Here is a 21,162-nt window from a genome sequence, read left to right as displayed (position 1 = left end):
CCATGGAAGGTTTTACAATAATTGACGGGGTGGTCGCGCTGATCATCGTGCTGTCGGGCTTGCTGGCCTACTCACGCGGTTTCATGCGCGAGGTTCTGGCCATTGCGGGCTGGGTCGCAGCGGCTGTTCTGGCATTCATCTTTGCCCCACAGGCCGTGCCGCTGGTCAAGGAAATACCGGTGGTCGGAGATTTCCTGCGCGACAGCTGTGAACTGTCGGTGATCACCGGTTTTGCAGCAGTCTTCGCCGTGGCGCTGATTGTGGTCAGCATCTTTACACCGCTGTTTTCATCGCTGGTCCAACGCTCGGCTTTGGGCGGGCTGGATCAGGCGCTGGGGCTGTTCTTCGGCATCGCGCGCGGCATTCTGCTGGTTGCAATCGCCTTCTTTGTCTATGACACGGTCATGACAGGCCAGTCCTATACAATCGTGGACGAAAGCCGCTCGGCCAAAGTGTTCGAGCAGTTCAGCAGCCAGATTGAAGAACAAAACCCCGAAGCGGCTCTGGGGTGGGTGACTGCACAATATGAAGAGTTGGTCGCCAGCTGCACCGCAGGAAACGAACAACCCGCAACCACCGCGCCCGCTGACGGGTAATCTCAGGTTGCATTGAATGATGAAAGCCCGGCACTGTCCGGGCTTTCTCGATTCAAATATACCCTTCCCCGCCACAGACCGTGCAGCGGATCGTTTTCAGCCCGAAACACCCGTCACACCGGCTGGAGATCGGTTTGCCAAGAATATCCCGGCTTTTGACAACTTCGCCCGCGCCGTTACAGATCTGACAGGGCGCCCGACCCATTCCCCGGCACCTGTGGCACCGTTGCTTGATCCGCTCCTGCTTTTTCTGTTGAGGTTTATGTTGCCACATTCCGGCCCTTTGCGTGCTGCACCCATCCTGACTTGCACATATTAAATGGCATGACAGCACATATGATTGCACATGTCATCTTCTTCCTGACCCTGCCGCGATCCCTGAAATCCCGACCTGCGGCAATAGGTGAGTGTGATCCTTTGATGACAGCCACGCCATTAGGCATTATGTGGAGGCCAACCCGCCACGGAATCGGAGCCACCGATCTTGTTCTTTCTGTACGAATGCGCGCTGGTCGTAACAATGGTCGCCCAATTGGCGTCGTTTTCGCCTGCTACCAAATTGCCCGCACGCACCTTACAGAGGATCCAGCGCCGACCAGCGGTCAATCCTCAGATCAAATCGTCATAGAAGTTGGAGCCCGTAAATGTGTGGGATTTTGGGAATCGCAAGTCGAACACATGATGTGTTTGCCGAAATCTATGACGGGTTGCTGATGCTGCAGCACCGGGGTCAGGATGCCTCAGGGATCGTGACCTACAACGGCGAGTTCTTCCGCGAAAAGAAGGCGAACGGCCTGGTCAAGGACGTGTTCAATGCCCAGGATGCGGAAACCCTTTTGGGCCATGTGGGCATGGGGCATGTGCGCTATCCGACGGCGGGATCTCTCAGCGCGGCCGAGGCGCAGCCCTTTTTTGTAAACGCCCCCTACGGCATCTATCTGGTTCACAACGGCAACATCACCAACACCGCTGAACAGCGCGAGAAGGTCACTGGCAAATACAGCCGGCACCTGCGCACCACGTCAGACTCTGAAATCCTGCTGAACGTGCTGGCCGACAAAGTGGCCGACGCGATCAAGGTGAATGGCAATCGCGAGCCCATCCGCAACCTCTTTGCCGGTGTGAAGATGACGATGGAACGCGTTCAGGGCGCCTATTCCGTGATCTGTCTGGTCGCCGGTGTCGGCATGCTGGCTTTCCGCGATCCGTTTGGCATTCGCCCGCTGTCAGTCGCCAAACGCGAAGTGGACGGAGACGGCGATGATTATGCCTTTGCCTCGGAAGACGTGGCCTTTGGCATCAACGGCTTTGAAAAGCTGCGTGATCTTCTCCCGGGTGAGGCAATTCTGATCGATCTGGACGGCAACATGCACGAGTTTCAGGCGGTCGAAGGCAAGCTGACGCCCTGTATATTCGAGTATGTCTACCTTGCCCGCCCGGACTCTTTGCTGGACGGTGTTTCGGTTTACAAAACTCAGATGCGCATGGGTCAGACGCTGGCCAAACAGATTCAGGACTCGGGCCTGGAAATCGACCGGATCATCCCGGTTCCTGACAGTGCCCGCCCTGTGGCTCTGGAAGCCGCGAAGATCACCGGTATCCCTTACCGTGAAGGCCTGGTCAAAAACCGCTATGTCGGGCGAACTTTCATCATGCCCGGTCAGGCAGAGCGGCAGAAATCCGTCCGCCGCAAACTGAATGCCGTCCCGTTGGAATTCGACGGCCACAGTGTCTTGCTGATCGACGATTCCATCGTGCGTGGCAACACCATCAAGAAGATTGTGCAAATGTGCCGCGACGCCGGGGCCAAGAAAGTCTATGTCGCCAGCGCCTCGCCTCCGGTGAAGTACCCCAATGTCTACGGCATAGACATGCCAACCAAGACCGAGCTGATTGCAAACGGCAAAGAGATCGAAGAGATCCGCGAAGAACTGGGCGCGGACGCACTGTTCTATCAGCATCTGGATGACCTGATCTGGGCCGCCAAGGAAGGCAATCCCGAGATCGAAGCCTTCGACTGTTCCTGCTTTGATGGCAACTACATCACAGGCAGCGTCAGCGAAGGTTATCTGGACAATCTGGAAAACAGCAGCCGTGTCAGCCAGAAACGCGCTGACATGCAGGTCCCGGGCGGGTCCTGGAATGCGGCAAAACTGGCCTCGGGTTGAGCGGACGATACGGAACTGATGCAATCGGTTTCCCATTCTGAACGGCGAATCAAAACGGTGGGTCATTCTGGCCCGACGAAGGCTGCCGGGCAGCCTGATTGCGGTCTTGTGTCGTGGATGAGTGGAAATTTGCCACAACCAATCGGCGAATTCCGCGCAATCACAAGGGTTTTTTTCAAGGGCACCAAATCGTGATGACACCTGTCCGCGCAGCGCTTTTGTTCACCTGAGCGTTTTGTTATCCGGCGGCGACCACTCACTCAACAAGGGGTTCCGGGCCATGTCCCGGACCACGGATCATGTCAAACGCCACAGTCAAAAGCGCGGCCACGCAGCGAGGTGCGCTGAAGAAGAATTCCGTCTCGGTTCTGGGAGTATTCGGGCCGAAAGCAGACATGCGCGCCCTGATGCGCCTGTCATCGGGCCGTGTAAAAGAGGTCAAACCCGGAAGCCGCGTTGCCTCCGGTACAGTGATCGCGATTGATGAGCATGGCATCATGCTGCGACAAAGCGGCCAGACCAAGCGTATCGCCATTCCCGGAGGCTGATCGCATCTTGACGCCCCGCGCCCGGGGGTTCAAACCGCAGGCATGACCGACAAGACCAAAATTGCCCTGATAACCGGGGCCTCTCGCGGGCTGGGCGCTGCCCTGGCCGAAGCACTGGCACCCGAATACCACATCGTCGCCGTCGCCCGGACCACCGGCGGGCTGGAAGAACTTGACGATCGCATCAAAGCCAAGGGTGGCTCGGCCACGCTGGCACCGATGGACATCACCGATCCGAACGCGATGGCAACCCTGTGCCGCGGAATCCATGACCGTTGGGGCAAGGTGGATCTGTGGCTGCACACGGCCATTCACACCTCGGCGCTGACACCGGTACATTTCGTCGACCCCAAGGAATGGACCAAGGCAGTCAACACGAACGCAAACGCAACCTCGGTTCTGATTCCGTACGTCACGCCCCTGCTGGGTGAAAACGGCCGCGCGGTGTTTTTCGATGACCCGAAAGCCGGTGAGAAGTTCTATGGCATCTACGGTGCCACCAAAGCCGCGCAAATGGCTCTGGCCCGCAGTTGGGAGGCCGAAACCAAACGCACTGGTCCGAGGGTTTCGATTGTGGAACCAGCGCCGATGCCGACCGCCGTGCGTGCACGATTCCATCCGGGTGAAGACCGCGATGCGTTGACGAGCACGGCTGATGAGGCCGCCCGGATTCTGGCGCTGCTTTAGGAAATGGCCCTGACGGGCCATGCCTCCGGCGGGGATATTTTTAGCCAGATGAAGATGGGATCAGGCGATATGAACGCCGTTGCGCCCGGCGAGATCGACGAAGAACTGCCACGCGACACGACCCGAACGCGATCCGCGAGTGGCCTGCCATTCAATTGCCTCGGCGCGCAGGGTTTCGGCATCGACCGAAACGCCGTAGGCCGCGCAATAACGGTCGATCATGGCAAGATATTCATCCTGATCGCAGGGATGGAATCCCAGCCACAATCCGAAGCGGTCGGACAATGATACCTTTTCCTCGACCGCCTCTGACGGGTTGATGGCGCTGGAACGTTCGTTTTCAATCATGTCCCGCGGCATCAGGTGGCGGCGGTTCGAGGTCGCGTAGAATACCACGTTTTCCGGGCGACCTTCTATGCCGCCATCCAGAACGGCCTTGAGCGATTTGTAATGCTGGTCATCGTGACTGAACGAGAGGTCGTCGCAAAACAGGATGAACCGATAAGGTGCCGTGCGCAGGTGGTTCAGCAGGCGGGCGACCGAACCCATGTCTTCGCGCTGAAGTTCCACTAGTTTCAGTTCGGGGTGGTCCGCGCTCAGCGCGCCGTGAACGGCTTTCACGAGGCTGGACTTGCCCATCCCCCGCGCCCCCCATAGCAACGCATTGTTTGCCTTGTAACCAGCCGCGAACCGGCGCGTATTATCAAGCAACGTGTCACGCGACCGATTGATGCCGACCAACAGATCCAGATCGACGCGATTGACCTGTTCAACCGGTTCTAGCCGTTCCGGTTCCACATGCCAGACAAAGGCCGGGGCTGCGTTGAAATCCGGTGTGGCCAAAGGCGCCGGCGCCATGCGCTCCAACGCGGCAGCAATACGGTTCAGGGCTTGGTCGTCCATCGGCTCCTCCGGTCAGGTCTGGATCGGTTCAAAGCATGTTCTGATTGGCGCAACAAGGCCAGCCAACGAAAAGGGCGCGCCCGTCGGGGCGCGCCTCAGTTGCTGTGTCAGCAGATTACTTGTCGTCTTCGAATTCCCGCATCAGGTCTTCGTCTGCTTCGGCTTCTTCATCATCGTAGTAACCTTCAGCCCGCAATTGCTCTTCCCGTTTCCTTTCGACCCGAGCCACCAGGAAGATCGAGATCTCGTAGAGGCCGTAGACCACAACAAAGAGAATGATCTGGGTGATCACGTCAGGGGGCGTCACGATCGCCGCCAGCACCAGAATGCCAACAACCGCGTATTTGCGCATTGCACCCAGACCCTCTGCGCTCACCAGTCCTGCCTTGCCCATGAGGGTTAGAAGAACCGGCAATTGGAAGCACAGCCCAAAGGCCATGATGAACTTGATCGTCAGGTTCAGGTATTCCTGCGCCGAGCCCTGAAACACCACGCTTAGCGGCGCTGTAGTTACTCCATCGGCCACGGCTTCACCTTCAGCCCCGAACTGCTGGAACCCAAGGAAGAAGTCATAGGCCAACGGCGTCACAACGTAGAAAGCAAAGCTTGCGCCCAGAAGGAACATGAAGGGCGAGGCCAGCATGAAAGGCAGAAACGCGTTCTTTTCCGACTTGTAGAGGCCCGGAGCCACAAAGCGCCACATCTGCATCCCGATATAGGGAAAGGCCAGAATGAACCCGCCGAGCAGCGAGACCTTGATCGCGACAAAGAACCCTTCCTGCGGCGATATGAAGATCAGGCCGCAATCCTGTCCACGCTCATTCAGAACCTCACATAGGGGATTGGTCAGAAAGTTGAAGAGCGGCGTGGCCACCGTAAAGCAGATGATCATCCCGACCAGAAAGGCCACGACGCAGTGGATCAACCGCGTACGCAGCTCGGCCAGATGCTCGATCAATGGGGCCGAGGTATCTTCGATCTCGTCGGTCTTGGTCATGTTTCGCCTTCAGTCTTCAGCGCCGCTTCGGCTTCTTCGGCCTTGGCCAGTGCCTCGGCAGCTTCCTTGGCTTTGCGCTCGGCGGCGGCGCGAGCAGTTGAGGCCTGAATTTTCTTGGCCTGCTCTGCCCGCTCTGCTGCCAGTTTACCGGTTTCACTGTCAGGATCGAACTTAGTGGGATCGATGCTTTTCGCCATATCCTGCGCGGCTTGCTTTACGCCGTCCATGGCCGAGCCCACAGGGTTCGCGGCAGCGTTGAGACCTTTCTTGATCTCGTTCACTCCGGCCTGATCGGCAGCCTCGTTCATGGCGCTGCTGAATTCGCGCGCCATGCCACGGGCCTTGCCGACAAAACGCCCCACATTGCGAAACAACACCGGCAGGTCCTTCGGCCCGACAACGATCAGGGCGACAATGCCGATGACCAGAAGCTCGGTCCAGCCCAGATCAAACATCTGTGTTTACACCTTGTCTTTCTCGGTCTCGGGTGTGACATCCTTGGCCAGTTCCGACGCGTCCTGTTCCAGTTCTTCCGAACCGTCTTTGACGCCCTTCTTGAACGCAGTGATGCCTTTGCCGACTTCGCCCATCAGCGAGCTGATCTTGCCACGGCCAAACAGAACCAGAACCACAACGGCGATCAGCAGAAGACCGGGAAGGCCAATATTGTTGAGCATGTCTCTTCTCCTTTTTCATCGACGCATGTGCGCCGGGAATATGAACTGGGACCGTGTTTACGCCCGTATGCCCTGCCTCAAAAGGGATTAGGCGAAAATTGAGCACGAAAATTGAAGCGATCTGCAAAAAACTATGGGCTCGCATTTTCCAACTGACAGGTTTATGTCAGTTGGAAGTGGCTAGAACGATGGTATCGAAACCTGGTCAACGGAGACTCACATGACCCAAGTTGCAGAATTTGTCACTTTCACCCTGGCCGAAGGCACAACGACCGAAGAGTTCTTAAAGCTCAGCCAGGCCACCGAAGCGTTTGTTCGCGCCGCTCCCGGCTTTGTTCATCGCAACCTTAGCAAGGGCGATGACGGGGGGTGGACGGATTGTGTGGTCTGGCAGAACATGAATGCCGCGCAGGATGCCGCGGCCAAGTTTCCCCAGCAGGATTTTGCGCCCGCCCTGATGGCCGCCATCAAACCCGGCAGCGAAAAGATGCGCCATGAAAATGTGCTATGGAACATGACCGTTTAAAGGTGGTCTGGACGGCGTGTCATGCGCCGAACTGACCGCCTGTTCGATATCATCCAGATCCTGCGCGATGGCAAACTGCACCGCGCGCAGGACATCGCGGACCGGCTGGAAGTGTCGGTCCGCACCATCTATCGCGACATGGATACTCTGGTCGCTTCGGGCGTCCCGGTCGAAGGTGAGCGCGGCGTGGGTTACATGGTGCGCGAGCAGATCACCCTGCCGCCGCTGAATCTGACCCCGGCCGAGCTTGAGGCACTGAACCTCGGTATGGCCATCGTTGCCGAGGCCGCGGATCCAGAGCTGAAAGCCGCTGCGAACTCTCTGGCCGACAAGATCGATGCCGTTCTGCCCACACAGGTTGTGGCCGAGGCCGATACCTGGAAATTCGCGGTCTATCCTTTCGCCGATGCAGCCCGTGGGCTTGCGCATATGGCACCGATCCGCGCGGCCATCAAATCGCGCCAGAAGCTTCAACTGTCCTACCGCCGCATTGACGGTGTTTTGACCGAGCGCACCATCCGTCCTTTACACATGGAATACTGGGGCCGCGTCTGGACCCTGACTGCTTGGTGCGAATTGCGAAACGGTTTCCGCGTCTTCCGTATCGACCTGATCGAATCCGTGTCGCCGCTGCCAGAGATCTTCGCAGACGAACCCGGAAAACGCCTGAGCGACTACGACCCCCACGCCTGACGGGCAGCCGTGTTCAGGATTGTCCCGGACAGAGTGCACAGCCCAAAACGGGCCATGTATCCTCACTTCAGGTAGGGATCCGGATCAACGGATTCAAAACCTTTGCGCACTTCGAAATGCACATAGGCATCGTCTCCGCCTCGCAACTGCGCCAGCTTTTGCCCACGGCGTATCCGATCACCTTTCTTGACGGTGATATCATCAACGTTGGCATAGACCGTCAGCAGATCGTTATTGTGTTTAACCACGATGATCGGCACCTGATCCGCGTCCGCCGTAATCGCCGCAACGGTTCCGGCCTCAGCCGCGGTGACTGCTGTGCCAGGGGCCGCGGCGATGTCGATACCTTCGTTCTTGCCCTTCTTATATCCACGGATGATGGTGCCGCTGACCGGCAGGGACAAGGCGGTAGACCGCGTGTTTGTAGGGGCTTCGGCAGTCACATCAGGGGCTTCGGCGAGCGGTTCAACCTTTTCATCGGGCAAGGGTTGCGTGGCACTTGGAGGCGTTGGCGTCGGCGATCCCTGCCCCGGTTCCGTTACCTCGGTGGCCGCAACAGGCGCCGCCGCAGCGGCGCTTTGACGTGGGGCGGGCTGGTTTTTGACCGGGATCAACAGAAACTGACCTTCACGTACGGTGAAGTCGGACCCAAGACCGTTCCATTCCGCCAGCGATTCGACCGGCACCTGATAGAGGCGCGAGATCGTGTACGCCGTTTCGCCGCGCTTGACCTTATGGCGGACAGGTTCCGGCCCGCTTGCGACCGGCGCCGGGGCTGGTTTGGCAGGTTCCAGCGTTGTTGTCCGGACGCCCTCCGTTTCAGGGGCCTGATCAATTGCCGCCCCGGCAACCGACGCGATGTCCACGCCACTGCCCGCGCCCACTGATCGTGGCAGGGCCAGAACTTCGCCGTCTCGCAGGGTGTCGGTTGTCTGAAGGCCATTGAAACGCGACAGCTCACCCTCGGGCAGGCCAACGCGCGCGGCCACATCGCGCACCGTGTCGCCCCGTCGGGCCACGACAACCTGGTAGTTCGGATACGTTATCACCCCCCGGCTATCGGGGGACGGGCGGGACGTTGTTGCCGACTGCACTGCATCAGTGGTCGAAAACCCGCCGATCTGCCCGCGCAGGTCATAATCCAGTGGCCCCTCACACCCGGCCAGAAAGGCCAGAGCGGCCACTCCGGTCGCGCAGCGACGCATAGCTGATTTGGATACTGCACTCATAATTCTGTCCTCAACGCCTGCCCCTGTTGTCCGGGGTTCCGGCGACCAATTTATAAAGCCTGCTACGCCTCGTCCTTGCCAAGCCCTTCAAGCAGGGGCACGAAACGGACCGACGTCAATTCGTCATAGTCCAGACCGTCCTCGGTGCGCGTCACTTTGATCAACTGCTGCACCGTGTCCGACTGACCCACGGGTAAAACCATAATACCTCCGATTTTCAGCTGCGCCAAGAGTGGTCCCGGAGGGTCTTCGGCCGCCGCCGTCACAATGATCCGATCAAACGGAGCCTGTTCCGGTAAACCAAAGGATCCATCCGACAACATGGACGTGATATTCGTAAGCCCCAGATCGGCAAAAAGCTTTCCTGTCTCGCTGACCAGCCGCCGGTGGCGTTCGACCGTATAGACCCTGCGCGACAGTTTCGACAAGATTGCCGCCTGGTAACCCGACCCCGTTCCGATCTCGAGCACGGTATCGCGCGGCCGAACGTCCAGCGCCTGCGTCATGAGGCCGACGACCGATGGCTGACTGATCGTCTGACCGCAGGAAATCGGCAATGGCATGTCCTCGTAGGCGCGATCCGCGAACAGGCCGGTGACAAAGCGTCCCCGGTCAACCTGTTCCATCGCCGCCAGAACGCGCGCATCCGTAACCCCCCGTTTGCGCAGGGCAAACAGGAACTGCATCACGGTTTCCGGGTCCAATCCGCTCATTCGACCGCCTTCAATGCCTCCAGCATGTCATATGCGGTCAAGTCGGCGCGCATCGGCGTGACCGAGATATAGCCTTCCAGATTGACCGCAGCATCCGTTCCCGGCGCAGTCGGGTTATGCTGATAGCCACCCTTGATCCACAGGAAGCGCCGCCCCGAGGGCGAGCTGTGCGGCTCGACCGAAAAATGCGTGTCGCGCCGGAATCCCTGCGCTGCAACGCGCGTACCCAGCACCTCATCTGCCGGAACAGGTGGAAAATTCACGTTGTAAAACAGGCGGTAATCACCCTGCTCCTCCGGATTTGCATCCAGAATGCGCCGGACGAGGTCTGCCCCGTACCGAGCGGCAGCTTCGAACGCGTCGTCCAGCCCCAGATTTCGTGGGCCGAAATACTGTGACAAGGCAATAGCAGGAATACCTTGCAGGGCCGCTTCCATCGCGCCGCCAATAGTGCCCGAATAAAGCGTGTTTTCGGCTGAGTTGTTGCCCCGGTTCACGCCGGACAGGACCAGATCCGGTGGGCAGTCCGTCATCACATCATGCAGCCCCGCCAATACACAATCCGCAGGCGACCCTTCCGCCGCATAACGCCGTTCGCTCAGCTTGGCGATCATTGTGGGGTGGGTGTAACTGATGCAATGCCCGACCCCGGATTGCTCAAAGGCAGGTGCGACAACCCAAACCTCGCCATCCGGCCCAGCCAGTTCGGCAGCGATCGCTTCCAGCGTGATCAAGCCCGGAGCGTTGATCCCGTCATCATTGGTCAGAAGAATACGCATGTGCCCGATCTACCCCCACGTTTGGCCCTTGATAGACCCGGCACTGCGCTGCGGCAAGCGACGTGGACCTGCAACCTGAGGCTTTCGCGCACCACTCGTACGGAAATCGAGAGGTCAACTCTGCATCTTGGGAAAAATGAAACACTTGTCACGACGAATGGTCAGCCACATGACACGGCCCGGATTGGGCACAAAGACATTCGGAACCGTCGCCCTGAGGACCGAGCCGTCGTAGTCCATGCGAAACTCGACCAGGCTTTCGTTTCCCAGAAAACGCGCACGTTCGACCACGCCCCGCGCTGCTACTCCATCAGTCGCGGTCGGCAATGGGCCTTTGCCGTTGCGATCAAAATCCAGTTTGACGTGCTGGGGGCGGAAGACGATCTCGACATCCGTTCCATCCGGGATACCCGGCGCCAGGAATTGACCAAAAGGCGTGTCGGCCAGCGCTCCGTTCACTTGCGCTTGCAGCACGTTAATATCACTGAAAAACGCCACGGCTGCCTTGTCTGCAGGTCGGGTGTAGACGTTGTATGGCGCGCCCTGCTGGACGATCTTTCCGCGCCGCATCAGCGCGATCTCATCCGCCATCCGCATTGCCTCTTCCGGCTCGTGTGTGACCAGCAGGACAGCCGCATCCTCTTCCTTGAGAATGGACAGCGTCTCGTCGCGAATACCGTCGCGCAGACGGTTGTCGAGACCCGAGAACGGCTCGTCCATCAGCATGATCCTGGGGCGTGGCGCCAAAGCGCGGGCCAGGGCCACGCGTTGTTGCTCTCCGCCCGATAACTGATGTGGGAAACCGTCGATGAACCGCATCAGGTCCACTTTGCGCAGCAGTTCCTCGACCCGGGCACGTTTCTCGTCCTTGCTGCCCCTCAGGCCAAAGGCCACGTTGTTGGCCACGCTCAGATGAGGAAACAGCGCAAAGTCCTGAAACATCAACCCGATCTCGCGCCGCTCTGGCGGCACCCGAAACACGGTGTCACAGATCAGCTTGCCATCGACGTAGATCTCGCCCGAGTCCTGCATCTCAACCCCGGCAATCATGCGCAGGGTGGTGGATTTCCCGCAGCCAGACGGCCCCAACAAACACGTCACCTTGCCGGCCTGCACGGTCAACGACACGTCATCCACAACGACACGCCCTTCGAACCGGCAAATAATGTTGCGAATTTCCAGACGCGGAGGAGTTGCGTTACCTGTCACCGATGGACCCCATTGCCTGTCCCGATCAAATCCATCGGGCTTGGGCGGGGATAGCAACCCCGCCCCTCAGGTGCAAGCGATCAGCAGCAACCACCGGGTGAAGCTGCTTCGCCTGTGGCCTCAAACGGGCTTTCGCCGCCGCAGCCCTCGAAAATACCGAAGTGGTTAGAAAAATCGCCGATAAAGTCGAAATGGCGGGCAAACCGCGTGTCCCTAAGCATCATCCAGGTATTGCCGCAGACCGGAAAGACCTTACCGGTTTTAATAACGTGGTGATCGTCCAGAACAAACGCATGCGGTGCGTTGGGAACAGTGCCTTTATAGACCACAGCCTGACCGTAATCCTCACAGGCCGGTTCCAGCGCAGGCAGCTTGAACATACGATAGGTCGCCGAAAGGAATTTGAGCGGGGCAACACGTTCTTCCAACACCGGGTTCTCGATGGTCAGCGGGCGATGCGTCACCAGGCGCGGATCGCCGAAACCCGCCTTGCGCGCAATCGACAGGAAGTCGTTCCAGTACAATGCACCCGACAGGCACTCGCCATACAAAACCTCATCCTCGGTCATCGCCTGTGGGATACGGCGGTCGGCATAGACGTCCGAGAAGTACATTTCGCCGCCCTCTTTCAGCAGCCGGTGCGCGCCCTTCAGAACAGCATCCTTGTCGGTCGCCAGGTTGATGACACAGTTCGAGACGATGATGTCAAACGATCCGGGCTCCAGATTCAGCTCATCCAGCTTTTCGATATAACCGTGATGGAATTCCACATTGCTCTGGGCGTGACCAAACGCGCTGGCATGATATTCCTGATGCGCACGGGCGACATCCAATTGCTCAGGCGTCATGTCGATCCCGACGACCCGGCCCTTTTCACCGACCATGGCGGACAAGGCATAGACGTCGCGTCCGGCCCCGCAGCCGAGATCGAGGATCGACATGCCTTCAAGATCCAGCGGCGCGATAAGACCGCAGCCATAGTAGCGCGTCAGCACATCGTCGTGAATCCTTGAGAGGATACGCTTGAGGTGTTCTGGCATGTCGTCAGGCGTGCAGCAGGCGTTGGTCTGCAAATCCGCACTGCTTTGCAGGACTTCACCATAATAATTCTGCACCGATTCATGCTTCATCGCGGTCTTCCCCTTGCAAGTGGCTGCATCGCAGCTAATGCACAGGTCCGCGGTTCGCAATCCGGGTAAGGCGCTTCTGACAAAAGTGTGAGCCTTCTGGTGGGGCTTTACGCCAGCAGCTCGAAATCCACACCGGCGCGGATATTGCCATTCACCTGAACTTCAAGCCGATGCGCTCCGGGGACCAGCTTGAAAGTCGTGGCATCGCCCTTCAGTTTGTGACGCTTGTCAAGATTAAGCCTGCCGCCTTTCAGGGTCGCCTGTTTCAGCTTATGCACCTTCGCTGAGGTTTTCCCTCCAGGGCGTTGAAAGTGAATGATATAATCCACCAGGACGAGCTGTTCACCTTCTCCACTCAAACCGACTGAAAACTCCAATGCGCCGCCGATGCGGGCTTTGGATTTCAGGTCAATCGTTACTGCAACATCGGTATCCGGGTTAAATCCCAGCATTTTCATCGCCTCTGGGTGTCCCGCCTTGACCAGTCCGCGCAGCGCATGAGAGGTCATCCACTCCAGCTCTGCCGTGGTCTGTCGCCCCTCGGCGCGCCACTTGTCCAGACGGCCCAGCACCAGGCCAGGGTCCTGTTTGGTGATGTCATTCAGATGGTTGGCAACGGACCGCGTGACATACCGGGTCGGATCACCGTGCAATCGATCCAACAGCGGCAACGGGTCCGTCAGACCCAGACTGATGCCCTGCCCCCATGGCAGACGGGGCCGCGTGCCTTCACTGACCAATCGGCGCACGTGATAGCTGTCATGGGTACACCAGTCCTGCATCCGCTCGAGCACCCTGTCCGGGGCATGATTCAGGAAAGGCCGAATGGCCCATTCCATCGAAAACCGCTGCGTCAGCTCTTCCAACACGTCCAAGGATACACCAACGTGACCCAGCCCGATACCAGCGACCCATTCACCCAGAGGCGCGAAAATGAAATCGCCGAAATCATCATCCGATCTGGAAGGGTCCAGCGCAGGCGGCAATGCCCGTAAAATCACCGGGGCGACTGTTGGCAAGTCACCCGGCAGGGCCTGTTGCAGACACTCAGCGATCCAGGCCATACGCTCTTTCAGTTCCAGTTCGGGCAGGCGCGACATGACCTGTGTCCGAAACGCAGGAGCATTGAACGCCGGTTCAGCTTCCACAAATAACTTACTGAGAAAGCTTACTTTCTCAGCGTTGAACAACTGATCCTTTAACGAAAACCCCTGCGCCATGGTCACATCGTCAGGTTGGTCGCACCGCCGTCCAGCAGGATGTTCTGGCCGACAATAAAGCCCGCATGTTGCGAACAGAGAAACGCACAGGTGGCACCAAATTCCTGCCGCGAACCATAGCGTCTGACCGGGATTGTCGCCGCACGGTTGGCGCGTGCTTCGTCGATCGAAATACCCTGTTGTTCCGCCACACCGCTGTCCAGAGAATCCGCCCGGTCCGTGGCATGAATACCCGGCAGCAGGTTGTTGATGGTCACCCCGTGTGGCGCCACCTGACGCGAAGTTCCGGCAACATAGCCAGTCAGACCGGTACGCGCCGCATTTGACAGGCCCAGAACCGCAATCGGCGCACGCACGGATTGCGAGGTTATGTTGACCACCCGGCCCCATCCCTTGTCCATCATTTCGGGAAGCAAAGCTTTCATGAATGCAATCGGTGTCAGCATGTTGCTATCCAGCGCCTTGATGAAATCATCCCGCTCCCAGTCCGACCACGATCCGGGCGGCGGTCCACCGGCATTTGTCACAAGAATATCAACGCCCTGCGCAGCTTTGATCACCTGCGCTTGCCCGTCGGGCGTGGTCACGTCGCAGGCCACGGTCTGCACCTCAACGCCGTGCTCTGACCGCAGGCGCGCGGCCTCAGCCTCCAACGCCTTGGAACCACGTGCGTTCATCACGAGGTTTACGCCAGCCGCAGCAAGCGCCTCGGCGCACCCAAGACCCAATCCCTTGCTGCTGGCACAGACCAGCGCGCGTTTTGCTTGAATTCCCAGATCCATCGGATCCTCCCTGTCAGTCATTGCCGCATGTCTAGCACCGGCCAGACAGGGAAGACCAGAACGGCAGCGCCACCTCAGTAAAAGAACTCTTCCCGGACGATCTTGCCGTCAGCGACGTGATAGACACCCACTTCGCGCATATCGAACGCTTCGCCGGTTTCCTTCACCTTGCCCTGCACTTCGAAAATCACGGCAAAACGGTCTTCGCCATGGGGAAACGGGTCACTGACAGACGCACCAGAAACCTCATGAGCGCTTTCCCACCACTCGTGTTTGCCACGGATGGCGTCGAGCCCTTTGGTCTCCCGACCCATTCCCTGAAAGTCCTGCCCTTCGACCGATACGGCGTCGGGTGCATACAGCTTGGATAGGTTTTCCTTGGCCCGGTCTTCCCGGCAACCAGCCACCAGTTCGTCGGCAATCTCTTTCAAATTCATTGATCCACTCCATCATTTGTTCACTATATGTTCTTATTGCCACAGACGTATGATTCGAACCAGCCCCTTTGTCTTGCTTCGGCAGGATTCCCCGCATATACGCGCGCTCATGCTTGATACCTCGAACCAACCCACATTGCCGCCCGAGATCGCCCGGCGCCGGACATTCGCCATCATCTCGCACCCGGATGCGGGCAAGACGACGCTGACGGAAAAGTTCCTGCTGTACGGGGGTGCGATTCAGATGGCCGGTCAGGTCCGTGCCAAAGGCGAAGCCCGGCGAACGCGGTCGGACTTTATGCAAATGGAGAAGGATCGCGGTATCTCGGTTTCCGCATCCGCAATGTCATTTGACTATGACACCTTCAGGTTCAATCTGGTGGATACGCCGGGTCACTCGGACTTTTCCGAGGATACCTATCGCACGCTGACCGCTGTGGATGCTGCCGTGATGGTGATCGACGGAGCGAAAGGTGTGGAAAGCCAGACGCAGAAACTGTTCGAGGTCTGCCGCCTGCGCGATCTGCCGATCCTGACCTTCTGCAACAAGATGGACCGCGAAAGCCGCGATACGTTCGAGATCATCGACGAAATTCAGGAAATGCTGGCCATCGACGTCACCCCTGCGGCATGGCCCATCGGCGTGGGCCGCGATTTTATCGGTTGCTACGACATGCTGCGCGACCGGCTTGAGCTGATGGATCGCGCGGACCGCAACAAGGTGGCCGAAAGCATCGAGATCAATGGGCTGGACGACCCGAAACTGGCGAAACACGTGCCCGAGCATCTGCTGGACAAGCTGCTGGAAGAGGTCGAGATGGCCCGTGAATTGCTGCCCGCGCTTGACCCGCAGGCTGTGCTGGAAGGCCATATGACACCGATCTGGTTCGGTTCGGCCATCAACTCGTTTGGCGTCAAGGAACTGATGGAAGGCATCGGTGCCTATGGCCCGCAGCCACAGGTTCAGTCTGCCGAACCGCGCCAGATATCCCCCGACGAAAAGAAGGTCGCAGGGTTTGTCTTCAAAGTGCAGGCCAACATGGACCCCAAGCACCGCGACCGGGTGGCGTTTGTCCGCATGGCCAGCGGCCACTTCAAGCGCGGTATGAAACTGACCCATGTGCGGTCGAAAAAACCGATGGCGATCTCGAACCCGGTGATGTTCCTCGCCTCAGACCGGGAATTGGCGGAAGAGGCCTGGGCCGGAGATATCATCGGCATTCCCAACCACGGGCAACTGCGCATCGGCGACACCCTAACCGAAGGCGAAGCGCTGCGCGTGACCGGCATCCCCTCCTTCGCGCCGGAACTGTTGCAAACAGTGCGGCCCGGAGACCCGATGAAGGCCAAGCATCTGGAAAAAGCCCTGATGCAGTTCGCCGAAGAAGGCGCCGCCAAAGTGTTCAAACCCTCGATCGGCTCGGGTTTTATCGTGGGGGTCGTTGGTGCATTGCAGTTCGAAGTGCTCGCCAGCCGGATCGAGATGGAATACGGCCTGCCCGTGCGCTTTGAAGCATCGCAGTTCACCTCGGCCCGATGGGTCAGTGGTGAAAAGACCGAGGTCGAAAAGTTCGTGAATGCCAACAAACAGCACATCGCCCATGACCATGACGGCGACATTGTCTATCTGACCCGCCTGCAATGGGATATCGACCGGGTCGTCCGCGATTATCCCGCGCTGAATCTGACCGCGACAAAAGAGATGATGACCTGAGGCAACTGGCTGATTGCGCAGCCGAACCCGGCTGTGCAATCCTGCGCGCATGAGTGACGACGAACTGACCTATCCCGGTGGCCTGCCCGACATGCTGGACAGCTATGAGAACCGGCGCAGCCCGTTTCAGTTCGGCACCCTGACCCTGCCCGTGCTTGACGTCGATCTGGAAGATCTGGCCAAACGAACCGTGCCCGACACAGCCACCGAATTGCCGCCCGGACGCAGTAGCACGTGGGACCGTAAGCGCGTCCAGATCGCGCGGGAATTTGTCGGGAATTCGGAGCTTGCCTTCCTCAATTCCCAACTGATCTCGAACCTAAGAAAGCGGTCATTCCCGCGTCAGGCCCCTGCGCTGTTCTGCCGGGTGTGGCAAGAGCAATCAGATCACCTTCTTTCCGTCCTCGACCTGCGATGGCTGGTGTCTTCTGTTCAGACCTTTGCCGATCATGGTCAGACCCCGACACAGCGCGAGGTCGGACATGCCCTGCGCGTATTCTTCGGCATGATGAAACTGTATGAGTTCGAGAGGCTCTTCTCGGGGCTGGCCCCGGAAACGCCGTTTCAGTTCAAGGGCAGGAAACACGTGCCGCTGCCCTATCAGATGAAAGGCTTTTCCTTCGAAAAGGGCGGCCTGGATGTCAATCTCATCGCCCCGATCTGGACCAAGGCGATGAACGATCCCACCATTGCGCCACTCGTGGATCACCTGATGACCGAACTGAACAAGGACCCCGGCGGTGTCTTTCGGCGTCTGAAACTCATGCGCGACACCCGCGCGCCGCGCAAATGACCACCTGGGGCATTGTCTCGATGGTCCGAGGGCCAACCGAAGACGTCCTTCGGTTCGTGGCCCATCACCTCGAACTGGGGGCGGATTTCATGTATATCTACATGGACGAGCCCAACCGCCGCACGTTCAGAGCACTCAGAATGCACCCCAAGGTCCGGGTTCGCGTCTGTGATGATGCCTTTTGGGAAAAACGCGGACGCGCACGACCGGAAAAACATCAGGTGCGCCAGTCGGTTCACGCCACTTTTGCCTACCGAAACACTCAACTAGATTGGTTGACCCATATCGACGTGGATGAATTTCTATGGTCCACAATCCCCATCGCAGATGTGTTGCGCGATGTTCCGAACGCGGTTCACGCCGCCCGTGTCCGCCCGTTAGAGGCGCTGGCCGGGGGAAAAGACCTGTACAAAGCACATATCCCGCATGGCCCGAACCGCGAGGCGTTGGTCGAGACCATCTATCCGAATTACGGCGCGTTTGTCATGGGTGGTTTCCTAAGCCACGTGCAGGGAAAGTTGTTCGTGCGCACCGGATTGAAAAACTTAAGCTTTCGCATCCACAACTTGTTTCAGAACAAAGTGCTGCTGCCCTGCAAACACGAACTCCCTCAGATCGATCTGTGCCATCGCCATGCCCCGGGTTGGGACCACTGGATTGCGCATTATCAGTTTCGCATGGATCGCGGCTCGTATCAGGCTGGCATGGCACCGAATGTCCCGCGTGACCAGGGTGGTCTGAGCAAGAATGAATTACTCCGCTGGATCGAGGCCGAACAAGGCATGGACGGCCTGCGCGCGTTCTACAATGAAATGAGCGGCACAGACTCAGAGGTGCGCACCAACCTGGAACGCCACGGCCTGCTGCGCCACCGACCACTGAACCTGGACGAAAAGCTAGAGAAACACTTCCCCGGAAGTTGCTGAATTGTTGCTGAAATTCATGGAAAGCCACGGGCAGGAACAGGTGAAATTCTCTTCATTTGACCCCGACCAACGTTTTTGTTATGTCCGCGTACAAGCCGAAATGTCGCATCACGCGTATGGCCATCCGGGCCCGGCACATCTTTGACGCGCGGGCCAGGTCAAGTGTCCGCAAAAACCGGACTTACATGACAAAATTTAACGAACTGAACCTGAACCCGAAGGTCCTCAAAGCCATTGAGGAAGCCGGATACGAAACCCCAACCCCTATTCAGGAAGGCGCGATTCCTCCCGCTCTGGAAGGCCGCGATGTCTTGGGAATCGCCCAGACCGGCACCGGAAAAACCGCCAGCTTCACACTGCCGATGATCACTCTGCTGGCGCGTGGACGTGCCCGCGCGCGGATGCCACGCTCGCTGGTTCTGTGCCCGACGCGGGAACTGGCAGCTCAGGTGGCTGAAAATTTCGACACCTACAGCAAGCACCTGAAACTGACCAAAGCGCTGTTGATCGGCGGCGTCAGTTTCAAAGAGCAAGAGGCGCTGATCGACCGCGGCGTCGATGTTCTGATCGCCACTCCGGGTCGTCTTCTGGATCATTTCGAACGTGGCAAGCTGCTGCTGAACGGCGTGCAGATCATGGTGGTGGACGAAGCCGACCGGATGCTGGATATGGGCTTTATTCCTGACATCGAGCGCATCTTCTCGCTGACGCCTTTCACACGGCAAACGCTATTCTTCTCGGCGACCATGGCATCCGAGATCGAACGAATCACAGATACATTCCTGTCGGCCCCTGCACGGGTTGAAGTTGCCCGGCAAGCAACCGCATCCGAGACGATCGAACAGGGCGTTGTCATGTTCAAAGGCGGCCGCCGGGATCGTGAAGCAAGCCAGAAGCGCAACGTGCTGCGTGCTTTGATCGACGCTGAGGGTGAAAAGTGCACCAACGCAATCATCTTCTGCAATCGCAAGACAGATGTCGATATCTGTGCGAAATCGCTGAAGAAATATGGCTATGATGCGGCCGCCATCCATGGCGATCTGGATCAGTCACAGCGGATGAAGACACTGGACGGGTTCCGCGACGGATCATTGCGCCTGCTGGTGGCATCGGACGTCGCTGCGCGCGGTCTGGACGTTCCGGCCGTCAGCCACGTGTTCAATTTCGACGTCCCCGGCCACCCCGAGGATTACGTGCACCGTATCGGCCGCACCGGTCGCGCCGGTCGCGAAGGCAAGGCAATTACGATTTGTTCAGGCCGAGATGAAAAGGCCCTCGCCGCGATCGAAAAGCTGATCCAGAAAGACATTCCACGCCTCGACAATCCGATCAAGGAAGACCCCAAGCCCGAAAAGCCGACGCCCGAGAAGAAAACCCGGGAGCCAGATGGCAAAAAAGACGTCAGGAAAGAGCGAGAGCCAAAGGGCCGTGGCCGGGGACGCAAGGAAGACACCGGTCGGGCCGTTGTGGGCATGGGTGATCACCTGCCCAGCTTCATAGCCCTCAGTTTTGACGAGCGTCGAGCGGGCTAAATCGCCAGCATCAACGCCAGTATCGAAACACCCAACAGCAGCATCCCGGCGATTTCTCGCCGGGTGATCGTCTCGCGGAAAAACAGGATCGAGGCCATCAGGCTGAAGATTAGTTCCACCTGACCCAGCGCTTTGACATAAGCTGCGTTTTGCAAGGTGAAGGCCCAGAACCAGCAAAACGACCCACCCAGACTGGTCAGGCCGACAAACACGCCGGTAGATCGCGTCTGCCAAACCGCACGCAGCTCGGCCCGGTCGCGCCACAACAGCCACAGCCCCATGCTGACAAACTGGAACGTCACGACAGCGGCCAGGGTGATCAGCGCCCGGAACCAAGCGTCGATATCACCCAGTTGCAGCGACGCCCCGCGATAGCTGACGGCAGAAAAGGCAAATAAAACCCCTGATCCAAGCCCCAATTGGGACGCGCGGTTCGTAAGATGTCGCCACCAGACACCGCCCCCACCGGGTGTTTTTGACAGCAAAAGCACCGCCATCAACCCCAACAGGATCGCAATCAGCGCGCCGCCGGAAACGCTGTCACCCAAAACCAGAAAGCCGACAATCGCGGTCTGTATTACTTCGGTTTTCTTGAAAGTGATCCCAACTGCGAAATTCCGTTGTTTGAACAACGCGACTACGCAGATCGTTGCAAGGATTTGCGCCGTGCCGCCGATCACCGCATAAAGCCAGAAAACACCGTCCAGCGCTGGCAGGCTGGCCCCCGTTATCTGCAACGCCACCCATAGCCCGGCAACGGCCAGCGGCATGGAGTAAGCAAACCGCGCAAAGGTCGCGCCTGCGGCAGACAGTTTCACTCTGCTCAGAGATTTTTGCAGCATGAATCGCACGGTCTGAAAACTGGCGGCGGCGATGGTGACAGGGATCCAGAGACTCATGTCA

At 58.5% G+C, this 21,162-nt stretch carries 23 protein-coding genes; 10 read left to right on the top strand and 13 right to left on the bottom strand.

Annotated elements, in window-relative coordinates; all coding sequences use genetic code 11:
* Positions 1-2: 2 nt before the first annotated feature.
* From AC2FEB_RS06235 to AC2FEB_RS06220, 4 genes are all read left to right on the top strand, one after another.
* Positions 3-596 carry a CvpA family protein gene (locus tag AC2FEB_RS06235; RefSeq protein WP_117868764.1) on the top strand — a complete coding sequence of 198 codons (594 nt, stop codon included), beginning with the start codon at positions 3-5 and terminating at the stop codon, positions 594-596.
* 644 nt (positions 597-1,240) lie between these two features.
* Positions 1,241-2,764, top strand: coding sequence for an amidophosphoribosyltransferase (gene purF / locus AC2FEB_RS06230; protein WP_496671034.1), 1,524 nt, complete (start codon positions 1,241-1,243; stop codon positions 2,762-2,764).
* A gap of 299 nt (positions 2,765-3,063) precedes the next feature.
* Positions 3,064-3,312 (top strand): hypothetical protein, encoded by a 249-nt coding sequence (locus AC2FEB_RS06225; protein ID WP_117868761.1) that lies wholly within the window; start codon positions 3,064-3,066, stop codon positions 3,310-3,312.
* A gap of 42 nt (positions 3,313-3,354) precedes the next feature.
* On the top strand, positions 3,355-3,999 hold the full coding sequence (locus tag AC2FEB_RS06220; RefSeq protein ID WP_496671037.1) for an SDR family NAD(P)-dependent oxidoreductase: 645 nt from the start codon (positions 3,355-3,357) through the stop codon (positions 3,997-3,999).
* Positions 4,000-4,059: 60 nt separating this feature from the next.
* Here the strand turns inward: AC2FEB_RS06220 and AC2FEB_RS06215 are convergent, their stop codons facing one another.
* The 4 genes from AC2FEB_RS06215 to AC2FEB_RS06200 form a co-directional block, all read right to left on the bottom strand.
* Positions 4,060-4,902: an ATP-binding protein gene (locus AC2FEB_RS06215; protein WP_496671040.1), complete on the bottom strand. Its 843-nt coding sequence runs from the start codon at positions 4,900-4,902 to the stop codon at positions 4,060-4,062.
* 115 nt (positions 4,903-5,017) lie between these two features.
* Entirely contained in the window at positions 5,018-5,899 is an 882-nt protein-coding gene (gene tatC, locus AC2FEB_RS06210) for a twin-arginine translocase subunit TatC (RefSeq protein WP_496671043.1), read from the bottom strand.
* A complete protein-coding gene (gene tatB / locus AC2FEB_RS06205) occupies positions 5,896-6,354 on the bottom strand; it encodes a Sec-independent protein translocase protein TatB (protein WP_117868757.1) in 459 nt (152 codons plus the stop codon). The genes tatC and tatB overlap by 4 nt, the downstream gene beginning before the upstream one ends.
* A 6-nt stretch (positions 6,355-6,360) precedes the next feature.
* Positions 6,361-6,576, bottom strand: a complete 216-nt coding sequence (locus AC2FEB_RS06200; protein WP_117868756.1) for a twin-arginine translocase TatA/TatE family subunit — start codon at positions 6,574-6,576, stop codon at positions 6,361-6,363.
* A 220-nt stretch (positions 6,577-6,796) separates the two neighbouring features.
* On the opposite strand from AC2FEB_RS06200, the gene AC2FEB_RS06195 reads away from it, so the two are divergent.
* Both AC2FEB_RS06195 and AC2FEB_RS06190 read left to right on the top strand, forming a co-directional pair.
* Positions 6,797-7,102: a hypothetical protein gene (locus AC2FEB_RS06195; RefSeq protein ID WP_496671046.1), complete on the top strand. Its 306-nt coding sequence runs from the start codon at positions 6,797-6,799 to the stop codon at positions 7,100-7,102.
* A 21-nt stretch (positions 7,103-7,123) separates the two neighbouring features.
* Positions 7,124-7,795 carry a helix-turn-helix transcriptional regulator gene (locus tag AC2FEB_RS06190; RefSeq protein WP_496671049.1) on the top strand — a complete coding sequence of 224 codons (672 nt, stop codon included), beginning with the start codon at positions 7,124-7,126 and terminating at the stop codon, positions 7,793-7,795.
* A 62-nt stretch (positions 7,796-7,857) separates the two neighbouring features.
* Here AC2FEB_RS06190 and AC2FEB_RS06185 read toward each other — a convergent pair whose 3' ends face one another.
* The 8 genes from AC2FEB_RS06185 to AC2FEB_RS06150 all read right to left on the bottom strand — a co-directional run bounded on the left by AC2FEB_RS06185 (position 7,858) and on the right by AC2FEB_RS06150 (position 15,294).
* Positions 7,858-9,024, bottom strand: a complete 1,167-nt coding sequence (locus AC2FEB_RS06185) for a peptidoglycan DD-metalloendopeptidase family protein (protein WP_496671051.1) — start codon at positions 9,022-9,024, stop codon at positions 7,858-7,860.
* A gap of 62 nt (positions 9,025-9,086) precedes the next feature.
* On the bottom strand, positions 9,087-9,737 hold the full coding sequence (locus tag AC2FEB_RS06180) for a protein-L-isoaspartate(D-aspartate) O-methyltransferase (protein ID WP_496883912.1): 651 nt from the start codon (positions 9,735-9,737) through the stop codon (positions 9,087-9,089).
* Positions 9,734-10,516: a 5'/3'-nucleotidase SurE gene (gene surE / locus AC2FEB_RS06175; RefSeq protein WP_496671054.1), complete on the bottom strand. Its 783-nt coding sequence runs from the start codon at positions 10,514-10,516 to the stop codon at positions 9,734-9,736. Before surE ends, AC2FEB_RS06180 begins: the two co-directional genes overlap by 4 nt.
* 114 nt (positions 10,517-10,630) lie before the next feature.
* Entirely contained in the window at positions 10,631-11,725 is a 1,095-nt protein-coding gene (locus AC2FEB_RS06170; protein ID WP_496671056.1) for an ABC transporter ATP-binding protein, read from the bottom strand.
* A gap of 80 nt (positions 11,726-11,805) precedes the next feature.
* Positions 11,806-12,855 carry a methyltransferase domain-containing protein gene (locus AC2FEB_RS06165; protein ID WP_496671058.1) on the bottom strand — a complete coding sequence of 350 codons (1,050 nt, stop codon included), beginning with the start codon at positions 12,853-12,855 and terminating at the stop codon, positions 11,806-11,808.
* 107 nt (positions 12,856-12,962) lie between these two features.
* Positions 12,963-14,075: a YhaZ family DNA alkylation repair protein gene (locus AC2FEB_RS06160; protein WP_496671059.1), complete on the bottom strand. Its 1,113-nt coding sequence runs from the start codon at positions 14,073-14,075 to the stop codon at positions 12,963-12,965.
* A 2-nt stretch (positions 14,076-14,077) separates the two neighbouring features.
* Entirely contained in the window at positions 14,078-14,857 is a 780-nt protein-coding gene (locus tag AC2FEB_RS06155; protein ID WP_117868748.1) for an SDR family oxidoreductase, read from the bottom strand.
* 74 nt (positions 14,858-14,931) lie between these two features.
* A complete protein-coding gene (locus AC2FEB_RS06150) occupies positions 14,932-15,294 on the bottom strand; it encodes a nuclear transport factor 2 family protein (protein ID WP_117868747.1) in 363 nt (120 codons plus the stop codon).
* A 109-nt stretch (positions 15,295-15,403) separates the two neighbouring features.
* Between AC2FEB_RS06150 and AC2FEB_RS06145 the strand changes: the two genes are divergently transcribed.
* The 4 genes from AC2FEB_RS06145 (at position 15,404) to AC2FEB_RS06130 (ending at position 20,259) form a co-directional block, all read left to right on the top strand.
* A complete protein-coding gene (locus AC2FEB_RS06145; RefSeq protein ID WP_496671062.1) occupies positions 15,404-17,008 on the top strand; it encodes a peptide chain release factor 3 in 1,605 nt (534 codons plus the stop codon).
* 49 nt (positions 17,009-17,057) lie between these two features.
* Positions 17,058-17,801 carry a hypothetical protein gene (locus tag AC2FEB_RS06140; protein WP_496671065.1) on the top strand — a complete coding sequence of 248 codons (744 nt, stop codon included), beginning with the start codon at positions 17,058-17,060 and terminating at the stop codon, positions 17,799-17,801.
* Positions 17,798-18,727, top strand: a complete 930-nt coding sequence (locus AC2FEB_RS06135; protein WP_496671067.1) for a glycosyltransferase family 2 protein — start codon at positions 17,798-17,800, stop codon at positions 18,725-18,727. Before AC2FEB_RS06140 ends, AC2FEB_RS06135 begins: the two co-directional genes overlap by 4 nt.
* Before the next feature lie 185 nt (positions 18,728-18,912).
* Entirely contained in the window at positions 18,913-20,259 is a 1,347-nt protein-coding gene (locus AC2FEB_RS06130; RefSeq protein ID WP_117868744.1) for a DEAD/DEAH box helicase, read from the top strand.
* On the opposite strand, the gene AC2FEB_RS06125 is transcribed toward AC2FEB_RS06130, so the two are convergent.
* Positions 20,256-21,158 carry an EamA family transporter gene (locus AC2FEB_RS06125; protein WP_496671070.1) on the bottom strand — a complete coding sequence of 301 codons (903 nt, stop codon included), beginning with the start codon at positions 21,156-21,158 and terminating at the stop codon, positions 20,256-20,258. The genes AC2FEB_RS06130 and AC2FEB_RS06125 overlap by 4 nt on opposite strands.
* Positions 21,159-21,162 lie beyond the last annotated feature (4 nt).

It is taken from the genome of Ruegeria sp. YTSC106, from assembly GCF_059609765.1.
The sequence above is the reverse complement of the archived record's forward strand: the minus strand, read 5'-3'. Positions and strand labels throughout refer to the sequence as shown.

Bases quoted from the DNA above. Each gene is read 5' to 3' on its own strand.
- AC2FEB_RS06235 (WP_117868764.1), top strand. From the start codon at position 3: ATGGAAGGTTTTACAATAATTGACGGGGTGGTCGCGCTGATCATCGTG.
- purF (WP_496671034.1), top strand. From the start codon at position 1,241: ATGTGTGGGATTTTGGGAATCGCAAGTCGAACACATGATGTGTTTGCC.
- AC2FEB_RS06225 (WP_117868761.1), top strand. From the start codon at position 3,064: ATGTCAAACGCCACAGTCAAAAGCGCGGCCACGCAGCGAGGTGCGCTG.
- AC2FEB_RS06220 (WP_496671037.1), top strand. From the start codon at position 3,355: ATGACCGACAAGACCAAAATTGCCCTGATAACCGGGGCCTCTCGCGGG.
- AC2FEB_RS06215 (WP_496671040.1), bottom strand. From the start codon at position 4,902: ATGGACGACCAAGCCCTGAACCGTATTGCTGCCGCGTTGGAGCGCATG.
- tatC (WP_496671043.1), bottom strand. From the start codon at position 5,899: ATGACCAAGACCGACGAGATCGAAGATACCTCGGCCCCATTGATCGAG.
- tatB (WP_117868757.1), bottom strand. From the start codon at position 6,354: ATGTTTGATCTGGGCTGGACCGAGCTTCTGGTCATCGGCATTGTCGCC.
- AC2FEB_RS06200 (WP_117868756.1), bottom strand. From the start codon at position 6,576: ATGCTCAACAATATTGGCCTTCCCGGTCTTCTGCTGATCGCCGTTGTG.
- AC2FEB_RS06195 (WP_496671046.1), top strand. From the start codon at position 6,797: ATGACCCAAGTTGCAGAATTTGTCACTTTCACCCTGGCCGAAGGCACA.
- AC2FEB_RS06190 (WP_496671049.1), top strand. From the start codon at position 7,124: ATGCGCCGAACTGACCGCCTGTTCGATATCATCCAGATCCTGCGCGAT.
- AC2FEB_RS06185 (WP_496671051.1), bottom strand. From the start codon at position 9,024: ATGAGTGCAGTATCCAAATCAGCTATGCGTCGCTGCGCGACCGGAGTG.
- AC2FEB_RS06180 (WP_496883912.1), bottom strand. From the start codon at position 9,737: ATGAGCGGATTGGACCCGGAAACCGTGATGCAGTTCCTGTTTGCCCTG.
- surE (WP_496671054.1), bottom strand. From the start codon at position 10,516: ATGCGTATTCTTCTGACCAATGATGACGGGATCAACGCTCCGGGCTTG.
- AC2FEB_RS06165 (WP_496671058.1), bottom strand. From the start codon at position 12,855: ATGAAGCATGAATCGGTGCAGAATTATTATGGTGAAGTCCTGCAAAGC.
- AC2FEB_RS06160 (WP_496671059.1), bottom strand. From the start codon at position 14,075: ATGGCGCAGGGGTTTTCGTTAAAGGATCAGTTGTTCAACGCTGAGAAA.
- AC2FEB_RS06155 (WP_117868748.1), bottom strand. From the start codon at position 14,857: ATGGATCTGGGAATTCAAGCAAAACGCGCGCTGGTCTGTGCCAGCAGC.
- AC2FEB_RS06150 (WP_117868747.1), bottom strand. From the start codon at position 15,294: ATGAATTTGAAAGAGATTGCCGACGAACTGGTGGCTGGTTGCCGGGAA.
- AC2FEB_RS06145 (WP_496671062.1), top strand. From the start codon at position 15,404: ATGCTTGATACCTCGAACCAACCCACATTGCCGCCCGAGATCGCCCGG.
- AC2FEB_RS06140 (WP_496671065.1), top strand. From the start codon at position 17,058: ATGAGTGACGACGAACTGACCTATCCCGGTGGCCTGCCCGACATGCTG.
- AC2FEB_RS06135 (WP_496671067.1), top strand. From the start codon at position 17,798: ATGACCACCTGGGGCATTGTCTCGATGGTCCGAGGGCCAACCGAAGAC.
- AC2FEB_RS06130 (WP_117868744.1), top strand. From the start codon at position 18,913: ATGACAAAATTTAACGAACTGAACCTGAACCCGAAGGTCCTCAAAGCC.
- AC2FEB_RS06125 (WP_496671070.1), bottom strand. From the start codon at position 21,158: ATGAGTCTCTGGATCCCTGTCACCATCGCCGCCGCCAGTTTTCAGACC.